A 21,690-nucleotide genomic window follows, 5' to 3' on the forward strand; every position below is an offset into this window, starting at 1 on the left:
GACGAATGACCAAAGGAATCTTAGGAAGAAAAATTGGTATGACGCAAGTATTCGCTGAGAATGGTGATCTTATTCCGGTAACTGTTATCGAGGCTGCTCCAAACGTTGTTCTTCAAAAGAAAACAGCTGAAAACGACGGTTACGAAGCAATCCAGCTTGGTTTTGACGACAAGCGTGAAAAGCTTTCTAACAAACCTGAAAAAGGGCACGTTGCAAAAGCGGAAACTGCTCCTAAGCGCTTCGTTAAAGAATTACGCGGAGTGGAAATGGATGCGTATGAAGTTGGTCAGGAAGTCAAGGTTGAAATTTTCTCTGCTGGAGAAATCGTAGATGTAACAGGAGTATCTAAAGGTAAAGGTTTCCAAGGTGCGATCAAGCGCCACGGACAATCTCGCGGACCTATGTCTCACGGTTCACGCTACCACCGTCGTCCTGGTTCAATGGGACCTGTAGATCCTAACCGTGTATTCAAAGGTAAATTATTACCTGGACGTATGGGCGGAGAGCAAATCACTGTTCAAAACCTTGAAATCGTAAAAGTTGATGCAGAACGCAATCTTCTTTTGATCAAAGGTAACGTACCTGGTGCGAAGAAATCTTTAATCACTGTTAAAAGTGCTGTTAAATCTAAATAATTCTCTTAGGAAAGGAGGAAATTGATTATGCCAAAAGTAGCATTATACAACCAAAACGGTTCTACTGCTGGTGACATCGAATTAAACGCTTCTGTATTTGGTATCGAACCAAATGAGAGTGTTGTATTCGACGCTATTCTTATGCAAAGAGCTTCCTTACGTCAAGGAACTCACAAAGTAAAAAATCGTTCTGAAGTACGCGGCGGAGGTCGTAAACCATGGCGTCAAAAAGGTACTGGACGTGCCCGTCAAGGTTCAATCCGTTCACCGCAATGGCGCGGAGGTGGTGTCGTATTCGGCCCAACACCACGCAGCTATTCTTATAAATTACCTAAAAAAGTTCGCCGCTTGGCAATCAAATCAGTATTGTCTTCTAAAGTGAACGACAACAATATCATCGTTCTTGAAGATCTTACTCTTGATACGGCTAAAACAAAAGAAATGGCAGCTATCCTTAAAGGATTATCTGTTGAGAAAAAAGCTTTAATCGTAACTGCGGATGCAAACGAAGCAGTAGCTTTATCTGCTCGTAACATTCCTGGAGTTACTGTTGTTGAAGCTAACGGAATCAACGTTTTAGACGTTGTCAACCACGAGAAGCTTCTGATTACAAAAGCAGCGGTTGAAAAAGTAGAGGAGGTGCTTGCATAATGAAAGATCCTCGTGATGTTCTAAAGCGCCCCGTCATTACTGAACGTTCTGCTGATTTAATGACTGAAAAGAAATATACTTTTGAAGTTGATGTAAGAGCTAACAAAACAGAAGTGAAAGACGCGGTTGAAAGCATCTTTGGAGTGAAAGTTGACAAAGTCAACATCATGAACTACAAAGGTAAATCAAAACGTGTTGGACGCTACACTGGTATGACTAGCCGTCGCAGAAAAGCGATCGTAAAACTTACTGCAGACAGCAAAGAAATCGAAATTTTTGAAGCTTAATTATCTGTAAAAAGAAGGAGGGAAATTCAAAATGGCGATTAAAAAGTATAAACCGACCTCTAATGGACGTCGTGGCATGACAACTTCAGATTTTGCTGAAATCACGACTGACAAGCCGGAAAAATCCTTGCTTGCTCCCCTTCACAAAAAAGGCGGACGTAACAACCAAGGTAAATTGACTGTACGTCACCAAGGTGGCGGACATAAACGCCAATACCGTGTTATCGACTTCAAACGCGATAAAGATGGTATACCTGGACGCGTTGCTACAGTTGAATACGATCCAAACCGTTCAGCTAACATCGCTCTAATCAACTATGCAGACGGAGAAAAACGTTACATTCTTGCTCCTAAAGGAATTCAAGTAGGTACTGAAATCATGTCAGGTCCTGAAGCTGACATTAAAGTAGGTAATGCACTTCCACTTATCAACATCCCTGTTGGTACAGTTGTGCATAACATTGAATTAAAACCTGGTAAAGGCGGACAGCTTGTACGTTCAGCTGGTACATCTGCTCAGGTTCTTGGTAAAGAAGGTAAATACGTTCTTGTACGTCTTAACTCTGGTGAAGTTCGCATGATCCTTTCTGCTTGCCGTGCTTCTATCGGTCAAGTAGGCAACGAACAGCACGAACTTATCAACATTGGTAAAGCTGGACGTTCTCGCTGGAAAGGCATCCGTCCTACTGTTCGTGGTTCTGTAATGAACCCTAACGATCACCCACACGGTGGTGGTGAAGGACGTGCGCCAATCGGACGTAAATCACCAATGTCTCCATGGGGCAAACCAACTCTTGGATTCAAGACTCGTAAGAAAAAGAACAAATCCGATAAATTTATCGTACGTCGTCGTAAAAATAAATAACGGGGTTGTCTACGGTTCTTTTCGGACCGTAGTGCAATCACGAAGGGAGGTTCCAAAATGGCTCGCAGCTTAAAAAAAGGACCATTTGTCGATGGACACTTGATGACTAAAATCGAGAAATTAAATGAAACAGACAAGAAACAAGTCGTAAAAACTTGGTCTCGTCGTTCTACTATTTTCCCACAGTTTATTGGTCACACAATCGCAGTCTATGACGGACGTAAACACGTGCCTGTATTCATCTCTGAAGATATGGTAGGGCACAAGTTGGGTGAATTCGCTCCAACTCGTACGTACAAAGGTCATGCTAGTGATGACAAAAAAACAAGACGCTAAGAGAGGAGGCTTTTAAATGCAAGCTAAAGCTGTTGCAAGAACAGTCCGTATTGCTCCTCGTAAAGCACGTCTAGTAATGGACCTGATTCGAGGCAAGCAAGTAGGTGAGGCAGTATCAATCTTGAACCTTACACCAAGAGCTGCTTCTCCAATTATCGAGAAAGTATTAAAATCCGCTATTGCAAATGCTGAGCATAACTATGAAATGGACGCTAACAACCTGGTTATTTCTCAAGCATTCGTTGACGAAGGCCCTACGTTAAAAAGATTCCGCCCACGTGCTATGGGACGTGCGAGCCAAATTAACAAACGTACGAGCCACATTACAATCGTTGTATCAGAAAAGAAGGAGGGATAAGTAGTGGGTCAAAAGGTAAATCCAGTCGGTCTTCGTATCGGAGTCATTCGTGATTGGGAATCTAAGTGGTACGCTGGTAAAGATTACGCTGACTTCCTGCACGAAGATTTAAAAATTCGTGAATACATTAGCAAACGCCTTTCTGACGCTTCTGTTTCTAAAGTAGAAATCGAGCGTGCAGCAAACCGCGTTAACATTACGATCCACACAGCTAAGCCTGGTATGGTTATCGGTAAAGGCGGTTCTGAAGTCGAAGCACTTCGCAAAGCCCTTAACAGCCTTACTGGCAAGCGTGTACACATTAACATTCTTGAAATTAAAAGAGCAGATCTTGATGCACAGCTAGTTGCTGACAACATCGCTCGTCAATTAGAAAACCGTGTTTCTTTCCGCCGTGCGCAGAAACAACAAATCCAACGTACTATGCGTGCTGGAGCACAAGGTGTGAAAACAATGGTTTCTGGTCGTCTTGGCGGTGCAGATATCGCTCGTTCTGAATACTACAGTGAAGGAACTGTTCCATTGCACACATTGCGTGCGGACATTGACTATGCAACATCTGAAGCTGATACTACTTACGGTAAGCTTGGTGTAAAAGTCTGGATCTATCGTGGAGAGGTTCTTCCTACTAAGAAGAAAACTGAGGAAGGAGGAAAATAATATGTTATTACCAAAACGCGTTAAATATCGCAGAGAGCATCGCGGAAAAATGCGTGGCCGTGCGAAAGGCGGTACTGAAGTACATTTCGGAGAATTCGGTATCCAAGCTCTAGAAGCTTCTTGGATTACTAACCGTCAAATCGAAGCTGCACGTATTGCGATGACTCGTTACATGAAACGTGGCGGTAAAGTTTGGATCAAAATTTTCCCTTCTAAACCTTACACTGCTAAACCACTTGAGGTACGTATGGGATCCGGTAAAGGGGCTCCAGAAGGTTGGGTAGCTGTTGTAAAACCGGGCAAAGTTTTATTTGAAATTTCTGGTGTGTCTGAAGAGGTTGCTCGTGAAGCGCTTCGCCTTGCATCTCACAAATTGCCAATTAAAACGAAGTTCGTAAAACGTGAAGAAATTGGTGGTGAATCAAATGAAAGCTAATGAAATTCGTGACCTTACCACTGCTGAAATTGAACAAAAAGTAAAGTCTCTTAAAGAAGAACTTTTCAATCTTCGCTTTCAATTAGCGACAGGACAACTTGAAAATACTGCTCGCATTCGTGAAGTGCGCAAAGCTATCGCGCGCATGAAAACTGTGATTCGTGAAAGAGAAATTGCTGCTAATAAATAATCACTGAGGGGAGGTCGTGAGCATGAGCGAACGTAACCAACGCAAAGTTTACCAAGGCCGTGTTGTTTCTGACAAAATGGATAAAACCATTACTGTTGTTGTTGAGACATACAAAAAACATACACTTTACGGTAAACGCGTAAAATACTCAAAAAAATTCAAAGCACATGATGAAAATAATCAAGCTAAAATCGGTGACATCGTTAAGATCATGGAAACTCGTCCATTGTCTGCAACTAAGCGTTTCCGTCTAGTTGAAGTTGTCGAAGAAGCTGTTATTATCTAATAAAGTTCGGAATTCTTTTTCCGAAGGGAGGTAACAAATAATGATTCAACAAGAGACTCGTTTAAAAGTAGCTGACAACTCTGGCGCACGTGAAGTACTTACTATTAAAGTTCTTGGTGGTTCTGGACGTAAAACAGCTAACATTGGTGATGTAATTGTTTGCACGGTTAAACAAGCAACACCAGGAGGCGTTGTCAAAAAAGGTGAAGTCGTAAAAGCTGTTATCGTTCGCACTAAAAGCGGAGCGCGCAGAAGTGACGGTTCATACATCAGCTTCGATGAGAATGCCTGTGTTATCATCCGTGACGACAAGAGCCCACGCGGAACTCGTATCTTCGGACCAGTTGCTCGTGAATTGCGTGAAAACAACTTTATGAAAATTGTTTCTCTAGCTCCAGAAGTTATCTAATGAAATAAATGCCTTACTCAAGGAGGTGCGATCAGGATGCATGTAAAAAAAGGCGATAAAGTTATGGTTATCTCTGGTAAAGATAAAGGCAAACAAGGAACAATCCTTGCTGCTTTCCCTAAAAAGGACCGCGTTTTAGTTGAAGGTGTTAACATGGTAAAGAAACACTCTAAACCAACTCAAGCTAACCCTCAAGGCGGTATTTCTAATCAAGAGGCGCCAATTCATGTATCAAACGTTATGCCGCTCGATCCTAAAACAGGTGAAGTGACTCGCGTAGGATACAAAGTGGAAGATGGCAAAAAAGTTCGTGTAGCAAAAAAATCTGGGCAAGTTCTAGATAAATAGTATTAAAAGGAAGGGAGGTCTATCTCATGAACCGCCTTAAAGAAAAGTACAATAAAGAAATTGCACCTGCTTTAATGACTAAGTTCAACTATGATTCAGTCATGCAAGTGCCTAAAATCGAAAAAATCGTAATCAACATGGGTGTTGGTGACGCTGTTCAAAACGCCAAAGCAATCGACAGTGCTGTTGAAGAATTAACGTTTATCGCAGGTCAAAAACCTGTCGTTACTCGTGCGAAGAAATCAATTGCTGGATTCCGTCTTCGTGAGGGAATGCCTATCGGTGCGAAAGTAACTCTTCGCGGAGAGCGCATGTATGATTTCCTTGATAAACTTATTTCTGTATCTTTACCACGTGTACGTGACTTCCGCGGGGTTTCTAAAAAATCTTTCGACGGTCGCGGTAACTACACACTTGGTATCAAAGAACAGTTAATCTTCCCTGAAATTGACTACGATAAAGTAACAAAGGTTCGCGGAATGGACATCGTTATCGTAACAACTGCTAATACTGACGAAGAAGCTCGTGAGCTATTAACTCAAGTAGGTATGCCGTTCCAGAAATAATCAATGAAAGGGAGGCGAAATCGTGGCTAAAAAGTCTATGATTGCGAAACAACAACGTACACCAAAGTTTAAAGTACAAGAGTACACACGCTGTGAACGCTGCGGACGTCCGCATTCAGTCATTCGTAAATTTAAACTTTGCCGTATTTGTTTCCGTGAGCTTGCATATAAAGGACAAATTCCTGGCGTGAAAAAAGCCAGCTGGTAATCCCCAAGAAAGGGAAGGAGGTAATTATATAATGGTTATGACAGATCCAATTGCAGATATGCTAACTCGTATTCGCAATGCAAACATGGTACGTCATGAGAAGCTTGAAATTCCTGCTTCTAAATTGAAAAGAGAAATTGCTGAAATTTTAAAGCGTGAAGGTTTCATTCGTGACGTTGAGTTCGTAGAAGACAGCAAACAAGGTATCATCCGCGTTTTCTTGAAATACGGACAAAACAACGAGCGCGTTATCACTGGTCTTAAAAGAATCAGCAAGCCTGGTTTGCGTGTTTATGCTAAATCTAATGAAGTACCTCGCGTACTTAACGGTCTTGGAATCGCGATTATTTCTACATCACAAGGTGTTTTAACGGACAAAGAAGCCCGTGCAAAACAAGCTGGTGGAGAAGTTCTAGCATACGTTTGGTAAGAAGTTTAACATGAATGGAGGTGTTTGGTATGTCTCGTGTAGGTAAGAAGCTACTTGAGATTCCTTCTGATGTTACAGTAACGTTAAATGATAACAACACTGTAGCTGTGAAAGGACCAAAAGGAGAATTAACTCGTACGTTTCACCCTGATATGGAGATTAAAGTAGAGGACAATGTGCTTACAGTCGCTCGTCCTTCTGATCAAAAAGAGCACCGTGCCCTGCATGGTACGACTCGCAGTCTGCTTGGCAACATGGTTGAAGGTGTATCTAAAGGATTTGAAAGAGGTTTGGAATTAGTCGGTGTCGGTTACCGTGCTTCTAAATCCGGAAATAAACTTGTTTTAAACGTTGGATACTCTCATCCTGTTGAGATCGTTCCTGAAGAAGGCATCGAAATCGAAGTTCCTTCTCAAACAAAAGTAGTTGTAAAAGGTACAGACAAAGAACGTGTAGGAGCTATTGCTGCTAACATCCGCGCTGTACGTTCTCCAGAGCCTTACAAAGGTAAAGGAATCCGCTACGAAGGTGAAGTTGTTCGCCGTAAAGAAGGTAAATCTGCTAAGTAAGATCGCTTAAAGTGAAGAAAGGAGTGACCTAGATGATTACGAAAACTAGCAAAAATGCTGCTCGTCTTAAAAGACACGCTCGTGTTCGCGCTAAACTTTCCGGTACTGCTGAAAGACCGCGCCTGAACGTTTTCCGTTCTAACAAGCACATTTACGCTCAAATCATCGATGATGTAAATGGTGTAACACTTGCTAGTGCATCTACTCTCGATAAAGACTTGAACGTTGAAAGCACTGGAGATACTTCTGCTGCTACTAAAGTTGGAGAATTAGTTGCAAAACGCGCTGCTGAAAAAGGCATTTCTGACGTAGTATTTGACCGTGGCGGATACTTATACCATGGACGTGTAAAAGCTTTGGCTGATGCCGCTCGTGAAGCTGGACTTAAATTTTAATAAAAGAAGGAGGGACACATGATTATGCGTCGTATTGACCCAAGCAAATTAGAGTTAGAAGAACGCTTAGTTACGGTTAACCGCGTAGCGAAAGTTGTTAAAGGTGGTCGTCGTTTCCGCTTCGCAGCTCTAGTCGTTGTCGGTGACAAAAACGGACACGTAGGATTCGGTACTGGTAAAGCACAAGAAGTACCAGAAGCGATCCGCAAAGCTGTTGAAGATGCGAAAAAGAATTTGATTGAAGTACCAATGGTTGGAACTACAATTCCACACGAAATCATCGGACGTTTCGGTGCAGGTAACATCTTGTTAAAACCTGCTTCTGAAGGTACTGGAGTTATCGCTGGAGGCCCTGTACGTGCGGTACTTGAGCTAGCTGGTGTAGCTGATATCCTTTCTAAGTCTTTAGGTTCTAACACACCGATCAACATGATTCGTGCAACACTTCAAGGTTTAAGTGAACTTAAACGTGCTGAAGACGTTGCGAAGCTTCGTGGAAAATCTGTAGAAGAACTGTTAGGATAAGGAGGGAACATTAATGGCTAAATTAGAAATTACCCTCAAACGAAGTGTAATCGGTCGCCCGGAAGACCAACGCGTTACTGTAAGAACACTTGGTTTAAAGAAAACAAACCAAACTGTTGTGCATGAAGACAACGCTGCGATCCGTGGTATGATTAATAAAGTATCTCATTTAGTTTCTGTTAAAGAACAATAAAAATATTTGATCGGATAAGGAGGTGTCCTAATGAAACTTCATGAATTAAAACCTTCAGAAGGTTCACGCAAAACGCGTAATCGCGTAGGTCGTGGTATTGGTTCTGGCAACGGTAAAACAGCTGGTAAAGGTCACAAAGGTCAAAACGCTCGTTCTGGCGGCGGTGTACGCCCTGGATTCGAGGGGGGACAAATGCCTTTATTCCAACGTCTTCCTAAACGCGGTTTCACTAACATCAACCGCAAGGAATACGCTGTAGTCAACCTAGACAAATTGAACGGTTTTGCAGAAGGAACGGAAGTCACTCCTGAACTTCTTCTAGAGACTGGTGTTATTAGCAAACTTAATGCAGGAGTAAAGATTCTTGGCAACGGTAAATTAGAGAAAAAATTAACTGTAAAAGCCAATAAATTCTCTGCTTCTGCGAAAGAAGCTGTTGAAGCTGCTGGCGGTACAGCTGAGGTGATCTAACTTGTTTAAAACAATCTCCAACTTTATGCGTGTGAGTGATATCAGGAATAAAATCATATTCACTTTACTCATGCTTATCGTCTTTCGCATAGGTGCGTTTATTCCTGTGCCTTACGTTAACGCTGAAGCGTTACAGGCGCAGTCTCAAATGGGTGTTTTTGATCTCCTTAATACATTTGGCGGCGGTGCGCTTTACCAATTTTCCATTTTCGCAATGGGAATTACTCCTTATATCACGGCTTCGATCATCATTCAGCTGCTTCAGATGGATGTTGTACCGAAGTTTACCGAGTGGTCTAAGCAAGGTGAAGTTGGCCGCCGTAAATTAGCTCAGTTCACAAGGTACTTTACGATTGTGCTTGGTTTCATCCAAGCATTAGGTATGTCATATGGATTTAACAATCTGGCAAACGGTATGCTGATCGAAAAATCCGGTGTATCGACATATCTTATCATTGCTTTAGTGCTCACTGGCGGAACTGCCTTTTTAATGTGGCTTGGGGAACAAATTACTTCTCATGGAGTAGGCAACGGAATATCGATCATTATCTTCGCGGGGATTGTGTCTAGTATTCCAAAAACAATTGGGCAAATATATGAGACTCAATTTGTCGGCAGCAACGATCAGTTGTTTATTCATATTGTGAAAGTCGCACTTCTTGTGATTGCGATTTTAGCAGTTATTGTTGGAGTTATTTTCATTCAGCAAGCCGTACGGAAAATTGCGATTCAATATGCTAAAGGCACAGGTCGTTCACCTGCTGGCGGAGGTCAGTCTACACACCTTCCATTGAAAGTGAATCCTGCAGGGGTTATTCCGGTAATCTTTGCGGTTGCGTTTTTGATAACGCCGCGGACGATCGCGTCATTCTTTGGAACAAACGATGTGACAAAGTGGATTCAAAACAACTTTGATAATACGCATCCGGTGGGTATGGCGATATATGTTGCGTTGATTATTGCCTTTACGTACTTTTATGCTTTTGTACAGGTAAACCCTGAACAAATGGCTGATAACCTTAAAAAACAGGGTGGCTATATCCCGGGGGTTCGTCCAGGGAAAATGACTCAAGATAGAATTACGAGCATTTTGTATCGACTTACGTTTGTGGGTTCTATATTCTTAGCCGTGATTTCCATTCTTCCTATCTTTTTCATTCAATTCGCTGGATTGCCTCAAAGTGCACAAATTGGCGGAACGTCTTTGTTAATTGTTGTCGGGGTAGCCTTGGAGACAATGAAACAACTAGAAAGCCAGTTGGTGAAACGAAACTACCGTGGATTTATGAAAAACTAGAGGAAATGGATTTATCCATTCCCTCTTAATAAAGAGAGGACGGGGGAAATCCGAATGAACTTAGTCTTAATGGGGCTTCCTGGTGCCGGTAAAGGCACACAGGGCGAACGAATTGTTGAGGATTATGGGATTCCTCATATCTCAACAGGAGATATGTTCCGTGCTGCTATGAAAGAAGAAACACCACTCGGACTCGAAGCAAAATCTTATATTGATAAGGGAGAGCTCGTACCTGATGAAGTCACAATCGGAATTGTAAAAGAGAGACTTGGCAAAGATGATTGTGAAAGAGGTTTTCTTCTGGACGGATTTCCGCGAACAGTCGCTCAAGCCGAAGCTCTTGAAGAAATTCTTGAGGAATACGGCAAGCCGATTGATTATGTCATTAACATTGAAGTCGACAAAGACGCTCTTATGGAACGTCTGACTGGACGCAGAATTTGCAGTGTTTGCGGCACAACCTATCATTTAGTCTTTAATCCGCCGAAAACGCCGGGTATTTGTGATAAAGACGGAGGCGAACTCTATCAACGGGCAGATGATAATGAGGAAACAGTCTCTAAACGGCTTGAGGTAAACATGAAGCAAACTCAGCCTTTACTCGATTTCTATTCAGAGAAAGGTTATCTTGCAAACGTGAATGGCCAGCAGGACATTCAAGACGTTTATGCAGATGTGAAGGATCTTCTTGGAGGATTAAAAAAATGATTATCTGTAAAACCCCACGTGAACTTGGTATCATGCGGGAAGCAGGGCGAATCGTGGCTTTAACTCATGAAGAGTTAAAAAAGCACATTAAACCAGGAATCTCGACAAAAGAATTGGATCAAATTGCCGAACGTTTTATTAAGAAGCAGGGTGCAATCCCATCTTTTAAGGGGTATAATGGGTTTCGCGGGAGCATTTGCGTATCAGTTAATGAAGAACTCGTTCACGGCATACCTGGCAGCAGGGTGCTGAAGGACGGTGACATCATCAGTATTGATATCGGTGCTAAATTAAATGGTTATCATGGTGACTCTGCATGGACATATCCGGTAGGAAACATCAGCGATGATGACAAAAAACTTCTGGAAGTGACAGAGGAGTCTTTATATAAAGGCTTGCAGGAAGCAAAACCAGGTGAACGTTTGTCGAATATTTCCCACGCAATACAAACGTATGTCGAAAATGAGCAGTTTTCAGTTGTTAGGGAGTATGTCGGACATGGTGTTGGTCAAGACTTGCATGAGGACCCGCAAATTCCTCATTACGGTCCGCCCAACAAAGGACCACGGCTTAAACCTGGCATGGTTCTCGCTATTGAACCTATGGTGAACGCTGGCAGCCGCTACGTGAAAACATTGGCTGATAACTGGACGGTTGTAACGGTAGATGGGAAAAAGTGTGCTCATTTTGAACATACGATTGCGATTACGGAAACGGGTTTTGATATACTGACGAGAGTCTAGATGATGAAAATAATTCCGAAGACAGATGTTTTTCAAGCTTGATAGGGCAGAAAGCTTGGGTGAACATTGGCAAGACCGAATTCATCTTGCTGCTTGTCGTTGGAATTTTAACCATCATCAATGTACTAACAGCAGACGGAGAAAAGCGTACATTTCATTCTCCTAAGAAAAAGAATATCAATCATTTAACCCTTTATGATTGCGTATCTCCGGAAGTTCAGAACAGTATAAACGAAACAGGGCGTGTGACAAACTTCTTTTGAAATTTGTCAGAAAGCAAGTTACTGATTTGAAGAAGGGAGAACACTTGAATGGCGAAAGACGATGTAATTGAAGTGGAAGGTACTATAGTCGAAACACTGCCAAACGCGATGTTCAAAGTTGAACTTGAAAATGGCCACACTGTTTTGGCTCATGTATCTGGTAAAATCCGCATGCACTTCATTCGCATTTTACCTGGAGACAAAGTTACGGTAGAATTATCTCCATATGACTTAACTCGTGGCAGGATTACGTACCGTTACAAATAAAGCACTCCGGAAACTGAAGGAGGTTGGAAACACATGAAAGTGAGACCATCAGTTAAACCAATCTGCGAAAAATGTAAAGTTATTCGCAGAAAAGGAAAAGTAATGGTGATCTGTGAAAATCCAAAGCATAAACAAAAACAAGGATAATTTATAAGGAGGTGCCCAGAGAATGGCTCGTATTGCTGGTGTAGATATCCCACGTGACAAACGTGTTGTTATTTCTTTAACATACATCTTCGGAATTGGCCGCACAACGGCTCAGCAAGTTTTAAAAGAAGCTGGAGTTTCAGAAGATACTCGTGTGCGCGATCTTACTGAAGAAGAACTTGGTAAAATCCGTGATATTATTGACAAACTGAAAGTAGAAGGTGACCTTCGCCGTGAAGTTTCTCTTAATATCAAACGTCTGATCGAAATCGGAAGCTACCGCGGAATCCGTCATCGCAGAGGATTACCTGTTCGCGGACAAAACTCTAAAAACAATGCGCGTACTCGTAAAGGTCCGCGTCGTACTGTAGCTAACAAGAAAAAATAAGTAAGGGAGGTTCTTAAACAATGGCTGCTGCTCGTAAATCTAACACGCGTAAACGTCGCGTGAAAAAGAATATTGAGTCTGGAATTGCTCATATTCGTTCAACTTTCAATAACACGATCGTTACGATCACTGACACTCATGGTAATGCTATTTCTTGGTCTAGTGCCGGAGCTTTAGGATTCAGAGGTTCTCGTAAATCTACTCCTTTTGCTGCGCAAATGGCTGCAGAAACAGCTGCTAAAGGTTCAATCGAACATGGTCTTAAAACTCTAGAGGTTACTGTTAAAGGACCTGGTTCAGGCCGTGAAGCTGCAATCCGTGCACTTCAAGCTGCTGGACTAGAAGTCACTGCTATCAGAGACGTAACTCCTGTTCCTCATAACGGATGCCGTCCACCAAAACGTCGCCGCGTGTAATTTGTTTGTATAGATTTTGTGTCCCTGTCAATAATGGGTTATGATACAGTTATTTATGAAACGAATGCACCGACTCGTTGCCTGAGCACATACGGGACTAAACAATGGGGAATTTCGGATGGAATCTCATATGATTCTATTCGAGGTTTCGACGTTTTGAAGGAGGGTTTTAAGTAATGATCGAGATTGAAAAACCAAAAATCGAAACGGTTGAAATCAGCGACGATGCCAAATTTGGTAAGTTTGTCGTAGAGCCACTTGAGCGTGGATATGGTACAACTCTGGGTAACTCCTTACGTCGTATCCTCTTATCCTCACTCCCTGGTGCCGCTGTAACATCAATCCAGATAGATGGTGTACTGCACGAATTCTCGACAATTGAAGGCGTTGTGGAAGATGTTACAACGATTATCTTACACATTAAAAAGCTTGCATTGAAAATCTACTCTGATGAAGAGAAGACGCTAGAAATTGATGTACAGGGTGAAGGAACTGTAACGGCAGCTGATATTACACACGATAGTGATGTAGAGATCTTAAATCCTGATCTTCATATCGCGACTCTTGGTGAGAATGCGAGTTTCCGAGTTCGCCTTACTGCTCAAAGAGGACGTGGGTATACGCCTGCTGACGCAAACAAGAGAGACGATCAGCCAATCGGCGTGATTCCGATCGATTCTATCTATACGCCAGTTTCTCGTGTATCTTATCAGGTAGAGAACACTCGTGTAGGCCAAGTTGCAAACTATGATAAACTTACACTTGATGTTTGGACTGATGGAAGCACTGGACCGAAAGAAGCAATTGCGCTTGGTTCAAAGATTTTAACTGAACACCTTAATATATTCGTTGGTTTAACTGACGAAGCTCAACATGCTGAAATCATGGTTGAAAAAGAAGAAGATCAAAAAGAGAAAGTTCTTGAAATGACAATTGAAGAATTGGATCTTTCTGTTCGTTCTTACAACTGCTTAAAGCGTGCGGGTATTAACACGGTTCAAGAGCTTGCGAACAAGACGGAAGAAGATATGATGAAAGTTCGAAATCTAGGACGCAAATCACTTGAAGAAGTGAAAGCGAAACTAGAAGAACTTGGACTCGGACTTCGCAAAGACGATTGACTAGTTTCCCATGTGAACTAGGATTTTCGTGTGTTTATTATTCAGAAACAGCATTCCAATAAAGGAGGGGACATCACATGTCATACAGAAAACTAGGACGTACGAGTGCACAGCGTAAAGCTATGCTTCGTGATCTTACAACTGATTTGATCATCAACGAAAGAATCGAAACAACTGAAACACGTGCGAAAGAACTTCGCTCTGTAGTTGAAAAAATGATCACGCTTGGCAAACGCGGTGATCTTCACGCTCGCCGTCAAGCTGCTGCATACATCCGCAACGAGGTTGCAAACGAAGAAAATAACCAAGATGCACTTCAAAAATTATTCTCTGACATTGCAACTCGTTACGAGGAGCGCCAAGGCGGATACACACGTATTATGAAGCTTGGTCCTCGCCGTGGTGACGGAGCACCAATGGCAATTATCGAATTGGTTTAATCACATATTTTTGTGTATCTAAAGAAGGGCGGGACAGTTTCTAACTGGATCTATGCCCTTTTTTTAGATACTGCAACTTTTAATAGAGAGAAAAGCAGAGCATTAGCTGAGAGGAGGCCGGTTTTCCATGAATCAAAATCAGTTGATATCGGTAGAGGATATCGTATTTCGATATCGGAAGGACGCAGAAAGACGAGCACTAGACGGCGTCTCCCTGCAGGTGTATGAGGGTGAATGGCTTGCAATCGTAGGTCATAACGGTTCAGGGAAATCAACACTGGCCCGGGCATTGAATGGTTTAATTCTTCCTGAATCAGGCGACATTGAGGTTGCCGGGATTCAATTGACAGAGGAATCTGTTTGGGAAGTGCGTAAGAAGATAGGTATGGTCTTTCAAAATCCGGATAACCAATTTGTCGGAACGACTGTTCGCGATGATGTGGCTTTTGGTTTAGAAAACAATGGTGTACCGCGGGAAGAAATGATTGAGAGAGTAGACTGGGCAGTAAAACAGGTGAATATGCAAGATTTTCTCGATCAAGAGCCGCACCATCTCTCCGGAGGCCAAAAGCAGAGAGTTGCGATTGCGGGGGTTATTGCCGCACGTCCTGATATTATTATCTTAGATGAAGCAACATCCATGCTTGATCCGATCGGGCGAGAAGAAGTGCTTGAAACGGTAAGACATTTAAAAGAGCAGGGCATGGCGACTGTCATATCCATTACACATGATCTGAATGAGGCAGCAAAAGCAGACAGGATCATTGTCATGAATGGCGGTAAAAAATATGCTGAAGGGCCGCCTGAAGAGATTTTTAAATTGAATAAAGAACTTGTTCGAATCGGGCTTGATTTACCCTTCTCATTCCAGCTTAGCCAGCTTTTAAGAGAAAATGGACTGGCTTTGGAAGAAAACCATTTGACTCAGGAAGGGCTGGTGAAAGAGCTGTGGACATTACAATCAAAGATGTAGAGCATCGTTATCAGATGAAGACGCCGTTTGAGCGCCTAGCACTGTATGATATCAATGCATCGATTAAAGAAGGAAGCTACGTAGCCGTTATCGGACATACAGGCTCTGGCAAGTCCACTCTTCTTCAGCACCTAAATGGTCTCCTGAAGCCGACGAAGGGACAGATATCACTAGGCAGCACTGTCATTCAGGCAGGGAAAAAGAATAAAGATCTGAAAAAACTTCGTAAAAAAGTCGGAATCGTTTTCCAATTTCCTGAGCATCAATTATTTGAAGAAACAGTTCTTAAAGATATTTCATTCGGACCGATGAACTTTGGTGTTAAAAAAGAAGATGCTGAACAAAAAGCGAGAGAGATGCTGCAGCTTGTAGGTTTATCAGAAGAGCTTTTGGACAGGTCACCCTTTGAATTAAGCGGGGGACAAATGCGCAGAGTTGCAATTGCCGGCGTACTTGCAATGGATCCTGAAGTGCTTGTTCTGGATGAACCGACTGCAGGTTTGGACCCAAGAGGGCGAAAAGAGATTATGGATATGTTTTATGAGCTTCATCAGCGTGGGAACCTGACGACGATCCTTGTGACACACAGCATGGAGGATGCAGCTGCATACGCTGATGAAATAATTGTTATGCATAAAGGAACGATACAAGCATCAGGCAGTCCGCGTGATCTGTTTTTAAAGGGTGAAGAGATGGCCGGCTGGGGGCTGGATCTTCCTGAAACAATAAAATTCCAAAGACACCTTGAAGCTGTACTGGGTGTGAGATTTAATGAGCCTATGCTCACAATCGAAGATGCCGCTGCTGAAATCCGTGCTCTTTTTCAGGGGGAGAAGACTTTATGATGGACAGCATGATTATCGGCAAGTATGTACCGGGGACTTCACTTGTGCACCGGCTTGACCCCAGAACAAAACTGATCACGATCTTTTTATTTGTCTGCATTGTATTCTTAGCCAATAATGTTCAGACATATGCGTTGCTTGGTTTATTTACAATTGGCGTCGTTTCTTTAACAAGAGTTCCTTTCTCTTTTTTAATGAAAGGGCTGAAGCCAATCATCTGGATTGTCCTTTTTACGTTCCTTCTTCATATCCTTATGACACATGAAGGACCGATTATCTTTCAAATAGGTTTTTTCAAAGTCTATGAGGGCGGTCTGGTTCAGGGGATATTCATTTCTCTTAGATTCGTCTATTTGATTTTAATCACAACTTTATTAACGCTTACGACTACACCGATTGAGATTACCGATGGAATGGAGCAGCTGCTGAACCCATTGAAAAAATTAAAGCTTCCTGTTCATGAGCTGGCTCTTATGATGTCAATTTCTTTACGGTTTATTCCGACACTGATGGAGGAGACAGATAAGATCATGAAGGCTCAGATGGCGCGAGGCGTTGATTTTACAAGCGGGCCTGTCAAAGAAAGAGTGAAGGCTATTGTCCCGCTTCTTGTCCCGCTCTTCGTCAGCGCATTTAAACGCGCCGAAGAGCTTGCGGTGGCAATGGAAGCAAGAGGCTATCAAGGCGGAGAAGGACGTACGAAATATAGAAAGCTTGTATGGACAGGAAAAGACACTTCTGTCATTGTCAGCTTAATTGTATTAGCTGCTTTGTTATTTTTCTTAAGGGCTTAGAGGTGCTGTATGAGACTGAAATGCACGATTTCTTATGACGGACATTTGTTTAACGGTTATCAGGTTCAGCCGGGCAAAAGAACGGTTCAGGATGAACTGGAGAAGGCTTTGGCTGTCCTGCATAAGTCAAAAGACAGAATTCCGGTCGTTTCGTCTGGAAGAACAGACAGCGGGGTTCACGCAGCCGGACAGGTGATTCATTTTGACACTCCACTGTCTATCCCGGCTGAGAGATGGCCATATGCCTTAAATGCACTGCTTCCGGACGATATCGCAGTCAAACAGGCAGAAATTGCGGATGATGGGTTCCATGCACGATTTAGCGCAGTCAAAAAAGAATATCGCTACTTTGTATACACGGAGAAACACCCGGACGTATTTAAACGGCATTACGCTTACCATTTTTCATATCGCCTTAATGTGCAGGACATGAGAGAAGCGGCAAAGCATCTTATAGGGACACATGATTTTACGAGCTTTTGCGCGGCTAAAACAGAAGTGCAGGACAAGGTAAGAACGATATACGAACTTGATTGGACTGAGACGGCTGACGGCCTGCAAATGCGGATCACAGGCAGCGGTTTCTTATATAATATGGTCAGAATTATTGCGGGTACTTTGCTTGATGCAGGTATTGGAAAAATTTCTCCCGATGAGGTGAAATCCATGCTGGAAGCGAAGGATCGCGAAGCGGCAGGGCGCACAGCGCCGGGGCACGGGCTATATTTATGGAACGTTTACTATGACAACTAAACCAGGTGTATAATATTTTCTTGACAGAGTCTGCATAAAGTTATAAGATATCATATGGTATGTATTTCAACCCCACGATAAGCCCCGGAACTTATTGTGTTGTGAAATAGAACGTAATCGAAGTTTATTGAAAATGACAGATCATTTAGGAGGGAAATTCAATGCGTACAACACCTATGGCTAACGCAAGTACTATTGAACGCAAGTGGTTAGTTGTTGATGCTGCTGGCAAGACTTTAGGTCGTCTTTCTTCAGAAGTTGCAGCTATCCTTCGCGGAAAACACAAACCAACTTACACACCACACGTTGATACTGGAGATCATGTGATCATCATCAACGCTGAAAAAATCGAGTTAACTGGTAAAAAGTTAACTGACAAAATCTACTACCGTCACACTCAACATCCAGGCGGATTAAAATCAAGAACTGCTCTTGAAATGCGTACAAACTACCCTGAGAAAATGCTTGAGCTTGCTATCAAAGGCATGCTTCCAAAAGGTTCTCTAGGTCGTCAAATGTTCAAAAAATTGAACGTATACCGTGGTTCTGAGCATCCACACGAAGCACAAAAACCTGAAGTTTACGAACTTCGCGGTTAATTAAAAAGGAGGTTACCAATTTGGCACAGGTTCAATATTACGGTACTGGCCGTCGTAAAAGCTCTGTAGCGCGTGTGCGTTTAGTTCCAGGAGAAGGCCGTATCGTCGTTAATAATCGTGAAATCAGCGAACATATCCCATCTGCAGCTTTAATCGAAGATATCAAACAACCATTAACTTTGACTGAAACAGCTGGCACTTATGATGTTTTAGTAAACGTACATGGAGGCGGCTTATCTGGTCAAGCTGGAGCAATCCGTCACGGTATCGCTCGTGCTTTGCTTGAAGCAGATCCAGAATACCGTACAACGCTTAAACGTGCAGGTCTTCTGACTCGTGACGCTCGTATGAAAGAACGTAAAAAATACGGTCTTAAAGGCGCTCGTCGTGCACCTCAGTTCTCAAAACGTTAATTTTACGTTTTCAAAAAGCTCTCGACCTTGGGTTGGGAGCTTTTTTCTTTTAATATAACGTGGCCAGCTCCGCATAAAAATAACACTGAATGGACGCTTGACGGGGTTAAACAAATTGTTTGTTTATAAACGGTCTCACTGTAAAAATCATGATAGCTTTCATTTTTATTCAATTGGAAGTTCGGTCAATGTTTATTATCGTTATGTCGCCAGCCCAGTTCCATTTAACCACTGTATCTCATCCGTTAAAGTTCACTGCTGATTAACCCGGAGAAACAATAGCTCTCATTGCTAATGGCTTATGTAACGAAGTAAAAGTAAATCTGATGATATAAATCACATATCTCCTTTGTGATTTTTTTGCGTTTTTATGAACTTTTTTCTAAATATACAAAGGGAAAGCGATATCAATCTAGAAATATTTGTTATACTCTATACATTAAAGTAAGGAGAAGATTCATGAATGCGTTAGTAGCTCATAATAGCAAAGCCTGGGATAAAAAAGTAGAAACAGGCAATGAATGGACTGTTGCTGCTGAGCAGCAGGTTATCGAACAAGCAAAAAAAGGCAATTGGGATATAAGGGTAACGCCAATGAAAGATGTACCGAAGGATTGGTTTCCGCCGGTCAAAGGTCTGAAAGTACTCTGTTTAGCATCAGGCGGCGGCCAGCAAGGTCCAGTTTTGGCAGCCGCAGGCGCGGATGTCACCGTATTAGATAACTCAGAAAAACAGCTGAATCAGGATAGAATGGTTGCTGAGCGAGATGGTCTCACGATACACACTGTCAAAGGAAGCATGGACGATTTAAGTGTATTTAATGATGAATCATTTGATGTCATTGTACATCCTGTTGCCAATGTTTTTGTTGAGAATGTCCTCCCGGTATGGAAGGAAGCGCACCGTGTGTTGAAAAGGAACGGTGTTCTAATCTCGGGTTTTGTCAATCCTGTTGTATTTCTGTTTGATACAGAATTAGAACAGCAAGGTGTTTTAAAAGTAAAACACTCCATTCCATATGCTGACCCAGAAGATCTTCCGAAACATAGAGTGAAAAAACTGATCGAAAATAATGAGGCTCTGGAATTCGGCCATTCCTTAGAAGACCAAATCAAAGGCCAAATTGATGCCGGTTTTATCGTTACTGGTTTTTATGAAGATAAAGGCGGGTTTGTATTAGACCAATATATCCATACATATTCTGCAACAAGAAGCGTGAAAGTATGAAAAGCAGCGACCTGTTAGAGGGGCTGCTTTTTTCATAACTAATTACAGAACGTTTGTTCCTGACCCTGCAGAAAGTTGATTTTTTATCGATTTTACACCTTCATTTGGGCGAATTTCCAACCGAATTCGGGCATTGTTTCATTATCCAAACCTCAAAATAATCGATAAAAGGAGAGTGAATTTATATGGCAGAAGTACTGTCTTTTATGGATGTGAAACGCCAAAAGGATTTTGAATTAGAAAAGAACTTGCTCAAAGAACTCTCTCTGAGACAAATTATCCAGTCTGTTAAGGATTGTTTGGAACCATTATTTCCATTTTTACATGATGAACGAGATATTATTACTGAAGGCTGTATTGATTTTGCGATTGAAGCTTATTTGTTAGGCGGGCGTTTTGGGATATTCGGCTATTACGGAGAATCCATGCAGAGTATCAGTGCCCGCTCTGCAAGAGAAGAAGAAGAGCTGCGTATGGAGTTTTTTGATTATCTCTATAATTGGATACACGAGCAATACGCAACATTTGATAAAAACACTGTTTATGAAGCGGCACGCAAGTTCATTAAAGATTGGTGGACAGCGGGGTTTGTTCAAAGAGAAAAACAGTGTAAGCTTCGCATGCGATAATCATATTTCCCGGCCCTGTCCCATAGTTATGTAATAACGGACAAGCGGGAGGGGAAGGGATGAGGAAAAAGCTTAAATGGCTCAGTTTTTTGCTAGGCTTCATCGTATTACTATTTCTGTTCAAATATCAGTTCAGCAATAACGACTCTTGGAAGCCGTGGAGCCTGCCCTTGAGCGGTAAAATCATTTATCTAGATCCAGGTCATGGCGGGCCTGACGGCGGAGCAGTCGGCGGAAAGCTGTTAGAGAAGGATGTTACCCTGGAAGTGGCCTTTAGAGTCAGGGATTATCTTCAAGAACAAGGAGCGCTTGTTATCATGACCAGAGAAAGTGATACTGATCTCGCTCCAGAAGGAACAAAAGGCTATAGTCGACGAAAAGCTGAGGATCTAAGACAACGAGTCAAATTAATAAACCATTCAGAGGCGGAGCTCTATATCAGCATTCATCTTAATGCGATTCCGTCACAAAAATGGAGCGGAGCCCAAAGCTTTTATTACGGGAAATATGCGGAAAATGAGAAAGTCGCAAAATACATCCAAGATGAGCTGAGAAGAAATCTGGAAAACACAACCCGGAAAGCAAAGCGGATTCATGGTATCTACTTAATGCAAAACGTCACCAAACCGGGGGCGCTTATAGAAGTCGGATTTTTATCCAATCCAAACGAAGCAACGCTGCTCGGTAAACCGAAATATCAAGACAAGGTGGCATCTTCCATATATAAAGGCATTTTGCGATATTTCACAGAAAAAGGAGACCCTCCGGAGTAATGGAGGGTTTTCTTGTGGTTCTAAGCATAAGACACCCGCCATTTATGTATGATATAATAATAATTGTAAACGAATA

The 21,690-nt window shown here is 42.3% G+C and carries 38 protein-coding genes and 1 pseudogene; all 39 read left to right on the forward strand.

Going from position 1 to position 21,690, the window contains the following annotated elements; translation table 11 throughout:
* Positions 1-5 precede the first annotated feature (5 nt).
* The 39 genes and pseudogenes from rplC to cwlD all read left to right on the forward strand — a co-directional run bounded on the left by rplC (position 6) and on the right by cwlD (position 21,614).
* A complete protein-coding gene (gene rplC / locus M1D65_RS00725) occupies positions 6-635 on the forward strand; it encodes a 50S ribosomal protein L3 (protein ID WP_004399671.1) in 630 nt (209 codons plus the stop codon).
* A gap of 27 nt (positions 636-662) precedes the next feature.
* On the forward strand, positions 663-1,286 hold the full coding sequence (rplD, locus tag M1D65_RS00730; RefSeq protein WP_003225792.1) for a 50S ribosomal protein L4: 624 nt from the start codon (positions 663-665) through the stop codon (positions 1,284-1,286).
* A complete protein-coding gene (gene rplW, locus M1D65_RS00735) occupies positions 1,286-1,573 on the forward strand; it encodes a 50S ribosomal protein L23 (protein WP_003156467.1) in 288 nt (95 codons plus the stop codon). The genes rplD and rplW overlap by 1 nt, the downstream gene beginning before the upstream one ends.
* 31 nt (positions 1,574-1,604) lie before the next feature.
* On the forward strand, positions 1,605-2,438 hold the full coding sequence (rplB, locus tag M1D65_RS00740) for a 50S ribosomal protein L2 (protein ID WP_003225795.1): 834 nt from the start codon (positions 1,605-1,607) through the stop codon (positions 2,436-2,438).
* Between the two features lie 57 nt (positions 2,439-2,495).
* The gene (gene rpsS, locus M1D65_RS00745) at positions 2,496-2,774 is read left to right on the forward strand and encodes a 30S ribosomal protein S19 (RefSeq protein WP_003156472.1); all 279 of its coding nucleotides are present in this window, start codon (positions 2,496-2,498) and stop codon (positions 2,772-2,774) included.
* A 16-nt stretch (positions 2,775-2,790) separates the two neighbouring features.
* Positions 2,791-3,132: a 50S ribosomal protein L22 gene (gene rplV / locus M1D65_RS00750; protein WP_003156475.1), complete on the forward strand. Its 342-nt coding sequence runs from the start codon at positions 2,791-2,793 to the stop codon at positions 3,130-3,132.
* A 3-nt stretch (positions 3,133-3,135) separates the two neighbouring features.
* Positions 3,136-3,792, forward strand: coding sequence for a 30S ribosomal protein S3 (gene rpsC / locus M1D65_RS00755; RefSeq protein WP_003242001.1), 657 nt, complete (start codon positions 3,136-3,138; stop codon positions 3,790-3,792).
* Between the two features lies 1 nt (position 3,793).
* Positions 3,794-4,228: a 50S ribosomal protein L16 gene (gene rplP / locus M1D65_RS00760; protein ID WP_003225801.1), complete on the forward strand. Its 435-nt coding sequence runs from the start codon at positions 3,794-3,796 to the stop codon at positions 4,226-4,228.
* Entirely contained in the window at positions 4,218-4,418 is a 201-nt protein-coding gene (rpmC, locus tag M1D65_RS00765; RefSeq protein ID WP_003156482.1) for a 50S ribosomal protein L29, read from the forward strand. Before rplP ends, rpmC begins: the two co-directional genes overlap by 11 nt.
* A 22-nt stretch (positions 4,419-4,440) precedes the next feature.
* A complete protein-coding gene (rpsQ, locus tag M1D65_RS00770) occupies positions 4,441-4,704 on the forward strand; it encodes a 30S ribosomal protein S17 (RefSeq protein ID WP_003225804.1) in 264 nt (87 codons plus the stop codon).
* 40 nt (positions 4,705-4,744) lie between these two features.
* Positions 4,745-5,113 (forward strand): 50S ribosomal protein L14, encoded by a 369-nt coding sequence (rplN, locus tag M1D65_RS00775; RefSeq protein ID WP_003225805.1) that lies wholly within the window; start codon positions 4,745-4,747, stop codon positions 5,111-5,113.
* 36 nt (positions 5,114-5,149) lie between these two features.
* The gene (rplX, locus tag M1D65_RS00780; RefSeq protein WP_003156486.1) at positions 5,150-5,461 is read left to right on the forward strand and encodes a 50S ribosomal protein L24; all 312 of its coding nucleotides are present in this window, start codon (positions 5,150-5,152) and stop codon (positions 5,459-5,461) included.
* A gap of 26 nt (positions 5,462-5,487) precedes the next feature.
* On the forward strand, positions 5,488-6,027 hold the full coding sequence (rplE, locus tag M1D65_RS00785; protein WP_003225809.1) for a 50S ribosomal protein L5: 540 nt from the start codon (positions 5,488-5,490) through the stop codon (positions 6,025-6,027).
* 22 nt (positions 6,028-6,049) lie between these two features.
* Positions 6,050-6,235 carry a 30S ribosomal protein S14 gene (rpsN, locus tag M1D65_RS00790; protein WP_003156488.1) on the forward strand — a complete coding sequence of 62 codons (186 nt, stop codon included), beginning with the start codon at positions 6,050-6,052 and terminating at the stop codon, positions 6,233-6,235.
* A 31-nt stretch (positions 6,236-6,266) separates the two neighbouring features.
* The gene (gene rpsH, locus M1D65_RS00795) at positions 6,267-6,665 is read left to right on the forward strand and encodes a 30S ribosomal protein S8 (protein WP_003241998.1); all 399 of its coding nucleotides are present in this window, start codon (positions 6,267-6,269) and stop codon (positions 6,663-6,665) included.
* 29 nt (positions 6,666-6,694) lie between these two features.
* A complete protein-coding gene (gene rplF, locus M1D65_RS00800) occupies positions 6,695-7,234 on the forward strand; it encodes a 50S ribosomal protein L6 (RefSeq protein WP_004399690.1) in 540 nt (179 codons plus the stop codon).
* 32 nt (positions 7,235-7,266) lie between these two features.
* Positions 7,267-7,629 carry a 50S ribosomal protein L18 gene (gene rplR, locus M1D65_RS00805; RefSeq protein ID WP_003225816.1) on the forward strand — a complete coding sequence of 121 codons (363 nt, stop codon included), beginning with the start codon at positions 7,267-7,269 and terminating at the stop codon, positions 7,627-7,629.
* A gap of 24 nt (positions 7,630-7,653) precedes the next feature.
* Positions 7,654-8,154: a 30S ribosomal protein S5 gene (gene rpsE, locus M1D65_RS00810; RefSeq protein ID WP_003328273.1), complete on the forward strand. Its 501-nt coding sequence runs from the start codon at positions 7,654-7,656 to the stop codon at positions 8,152-8,154.
* Between the two features lie 13 nt (positions 8,155-8,167).
* Positions 8,168-8,347 (forward strand): 50S ribosomal protein L30, encoded by a 180-nt coding sequence (rpmD, locus tag M1D65_RS00815; RefSeq protein WP_003156497.1) that lies wholly within the window; start codon positions 8,168-8,170, stop codon positions 8,345-8,347.
* Positions 8,348-8,377: 30 nt separating this feature from the next.
* Positions 8,378-8,818 carry a 50S ribosomal protein L15 gene (rplO, locus tag M1D65_RS00820; protein WP_003225819.1) on the forward strand — a complete coding sequence of 147 codons (441 nt, stop codon included), beginning with the start codon at positions 8,378-8,380 and terminating at the stop codon, positions 8,816-8,818.
* A gap of 1 nt (position 8,819) precedes the next feature.
* Positions 8,820-10,115 (forward strand): preprotein translocase subunit SecY, encoded by a 1,296-nt coding sequence (gene secY / locus M1D65_RS00825; RefSeq protein WP_004399662.1) that lies wholly within the window; start codon positions 8,820-8,822, stop codon positions 10,113-10,115.
* A 54-nt stretch (positions 10,116-10,169) separates the two neighbouring features.
* The gene (locus M1D65_RS00830; protein WP_003241987.1) at positions 10,170-10,823 is read left to right on the forward strand and encodes an adenylate kinase; all 654 of its coding nucleotides are present in this window, start codon (positions 10,170-10,172) and stop codon (positions 10,821-10,823) included.
* A complete protein-coding gene (gene map / locus M1D65_RS00835) occupies positions 10,820-11,566 on the forward strand; it encodes a type I methionyl aminopeptidase (RefSeq protein WP_003225828.1) in 747 nt (248 codons plus the stop codon). Before M1D65_RS00830 ends, map begins: the two co-directional genes overlap by 4 nt.
* 65 nt (positions 11,567-11,631) lie before the next feature.
* Positions 11,632-11,900, forward strand: a pseudogene (locus M1D65_RS00840) (ribosome-binding protein ybzG).
* Complete coding sequence (infA, locus tag M1D65_RS00845; RefSeq protein ID WP_003156508.1) at positions 11,878-12,096, forward strand: translation initiation factor IF-1; 219 nt, start codon at positions 11,878-11,880, stop codon at positions 12,094-12,096. The pseudogene M1D65_RS00840 and the gene infA overlap by 23 nt, the downstream one beginning before the upstream one ends.
* A gap of 33 nt (positions 12,097-12,129) precedes the next feature.
* Positions 12,130-12,243 (forward strand): 50S ribosomal protein L36, encoded by a 114-nt coding sequence (rpmJ, locus tag M1D65_RS00850; RefSeq protein WP_003156543.1) that lies wholly within the window; start codon positions 12,130-12,132, stop codon positions 12,241-12,243.
* Between the two features lie 22 nt (positions 12,244-12,265).
* A complete protein-coding gene (rpsM, locus tag M1D65_RS00855) occupies positions 12,266-12,631 on the forward strand; it encodes a 30S ribosomal protein S13 (RefSeq protein ID WP_003235095.1) in 366 nt (121 codons plus the stop codon).
* A gap of 20 nt (positions 12,632-12,651) precedes the next feature.
* Positions 12,652-13,047, forward strand: coding sequence for a 30S ribosomal protein S11 (rpsK, locus tag M1D65_RS00860; protein ID WP_009966385.1), 396 nt, complete (start codon positions 12,652-12,654; stop codon positions 13,045-13,047).
* 176 nt (positions 13,048-13,223) lie between these two features.
* Positions 13,224-14,168: a DNA-directed RNA polymerase subunit alpha gene (locus tag M1D65_RS00865; protein ID WP_003225835.1), complete on the forward strand. Its 945-nt coding sequence runs from the start codon at positions 13,224-13,226 to the stop codon at positions 14,166-14,168.
* Between the two features lie 77 nt (positions 14,169-14,245).
* Positions 14,246-14,608 (forward strand): 50S ribosomal protein L17, encoded by a 363-nt coding sequence (gene rplQ / locus M1D65_RS00870; protein WP_003225836.1) that lies wholly within the window; start codon positions 14,246-14,248, stop codon positions 14,606-14,608.
* A gap of 127 nt (positions 14,609-14,735) precedes the next feature.
* Complete coding sequence (locus M1D65_RS00875; RefSeq protein WP_004399689.1) at positions 14,736-15,581, forward strand: energy-coupling factor ABC transporter ATP-binding protein; 846 nt, start codon at positions 14,736-14,738, stop codon at positions 15,579-15,581.
* Positions 15,557-16,426 carry an energy-coupling factor ABC transporter ATP-binding protein gene (locus M1D65_RS00880; protein WP_123374470.1) on the forward strand — a complete coding sequence of 290 codons (870 nt, stop codon included), beginning with the start codon at positions 15,557-15,559 and terminating at the stop codon, positions 16,424-16,426. The genes M1D65_RS00875 and M1D65_RS00880 overlap by 25 nt, the downstream gene beginning before the upstream one ends.
* Positions 16,423-17,220: an energy-coupling factor transporter transmembrane component T family protein gene (locus M1D65_RS00885; protein WP_004399656.1), complete on the forward strand. Its 798-nt coding sequence runs from the start codon at positions 16,423-16,425 to the stop codon at positions 17,218-17,220. Before M1D65_RS00880 ends, M1D65_RS00885 begins: the two co-directional genes overlap by 4 nt.
* Before the next feature lie 9 nt (positions 17,221-17,229).
* Positions 17,230-17,973, forward strand: coding sequence for a tRNA pseudouridine(38-40) synthase TruA (truA, locus tag M1D65_RS00890; protein ID WP_004399657.1), 744 nt, complete (start codon positions 17,230-17,232; stop codon positions 17,971-17,973).
* Positions 17,974-18,134: 161 nt separating this feature from the next.
* Entirely contained in the window at positions 18,135-18,572 is a 438-nt protein-coding gene (gene rplM, locus M1D65_RS00895; protein WP_003241966.1) for a 50S ribosomal protein L13, read from the forward strand.
* A gap of 20 nt (positions 18,573-18,592) precedes the next feature.
* Positions 18,593-18,985, forward strand: coding sequence for a 30S ribosomal protein S9 (gene rpsI / locus M1D65_RS00900; RefSeq protein WP_004399691.1), 393 nt, complete (start codon positions 18,593-18,595; stop codon positions 18,983-18,985).
* A gap of 459 nt (positions 18,986-19,444) precedes the next feature.
* Complete coding sequence (locus M1D65_RS00905) at positions 19,445-20,212, forward strand: class I SAM-dependent methyltransferase (protein WP_072173580.1); 768 nt, start codon at positions 19,445-19,447, stop codon at positions 20,210-20,212.
* Between the two features lie 185 nt (positions 20,213-20,397).
* Positions 20,398-20,841, forward strand: coding sequence for a YbaK family protein (locus M1D65_RS00910; protein ID WP_003235118.1), 444 nt, complete (start codon positions 20,398-20,400; stop codon positions 20,839-20,841).
* A gap of 59 nt (positions 20,842-20,900) precedes the next feature.
* Positions 20,901-21,614 (forward strand): N-acetylmuramoyl-L-alanine amidase CwlD, encoded by a 714-nt coding sequence (gene cwlD / locus M1D65_RS00915; RefSeq protein WP_015252979.1) that lies wholly within the window; start codon positions 20,901-20,903, stop codon positions 21,612-21,614.
* The last annotated feature ends 76 nt before the right edge of the window (positions 21,615-21,690 follow it).

It is taken from the genome of Bacillus sp. JZ39 (assembly GCF_053903145.1).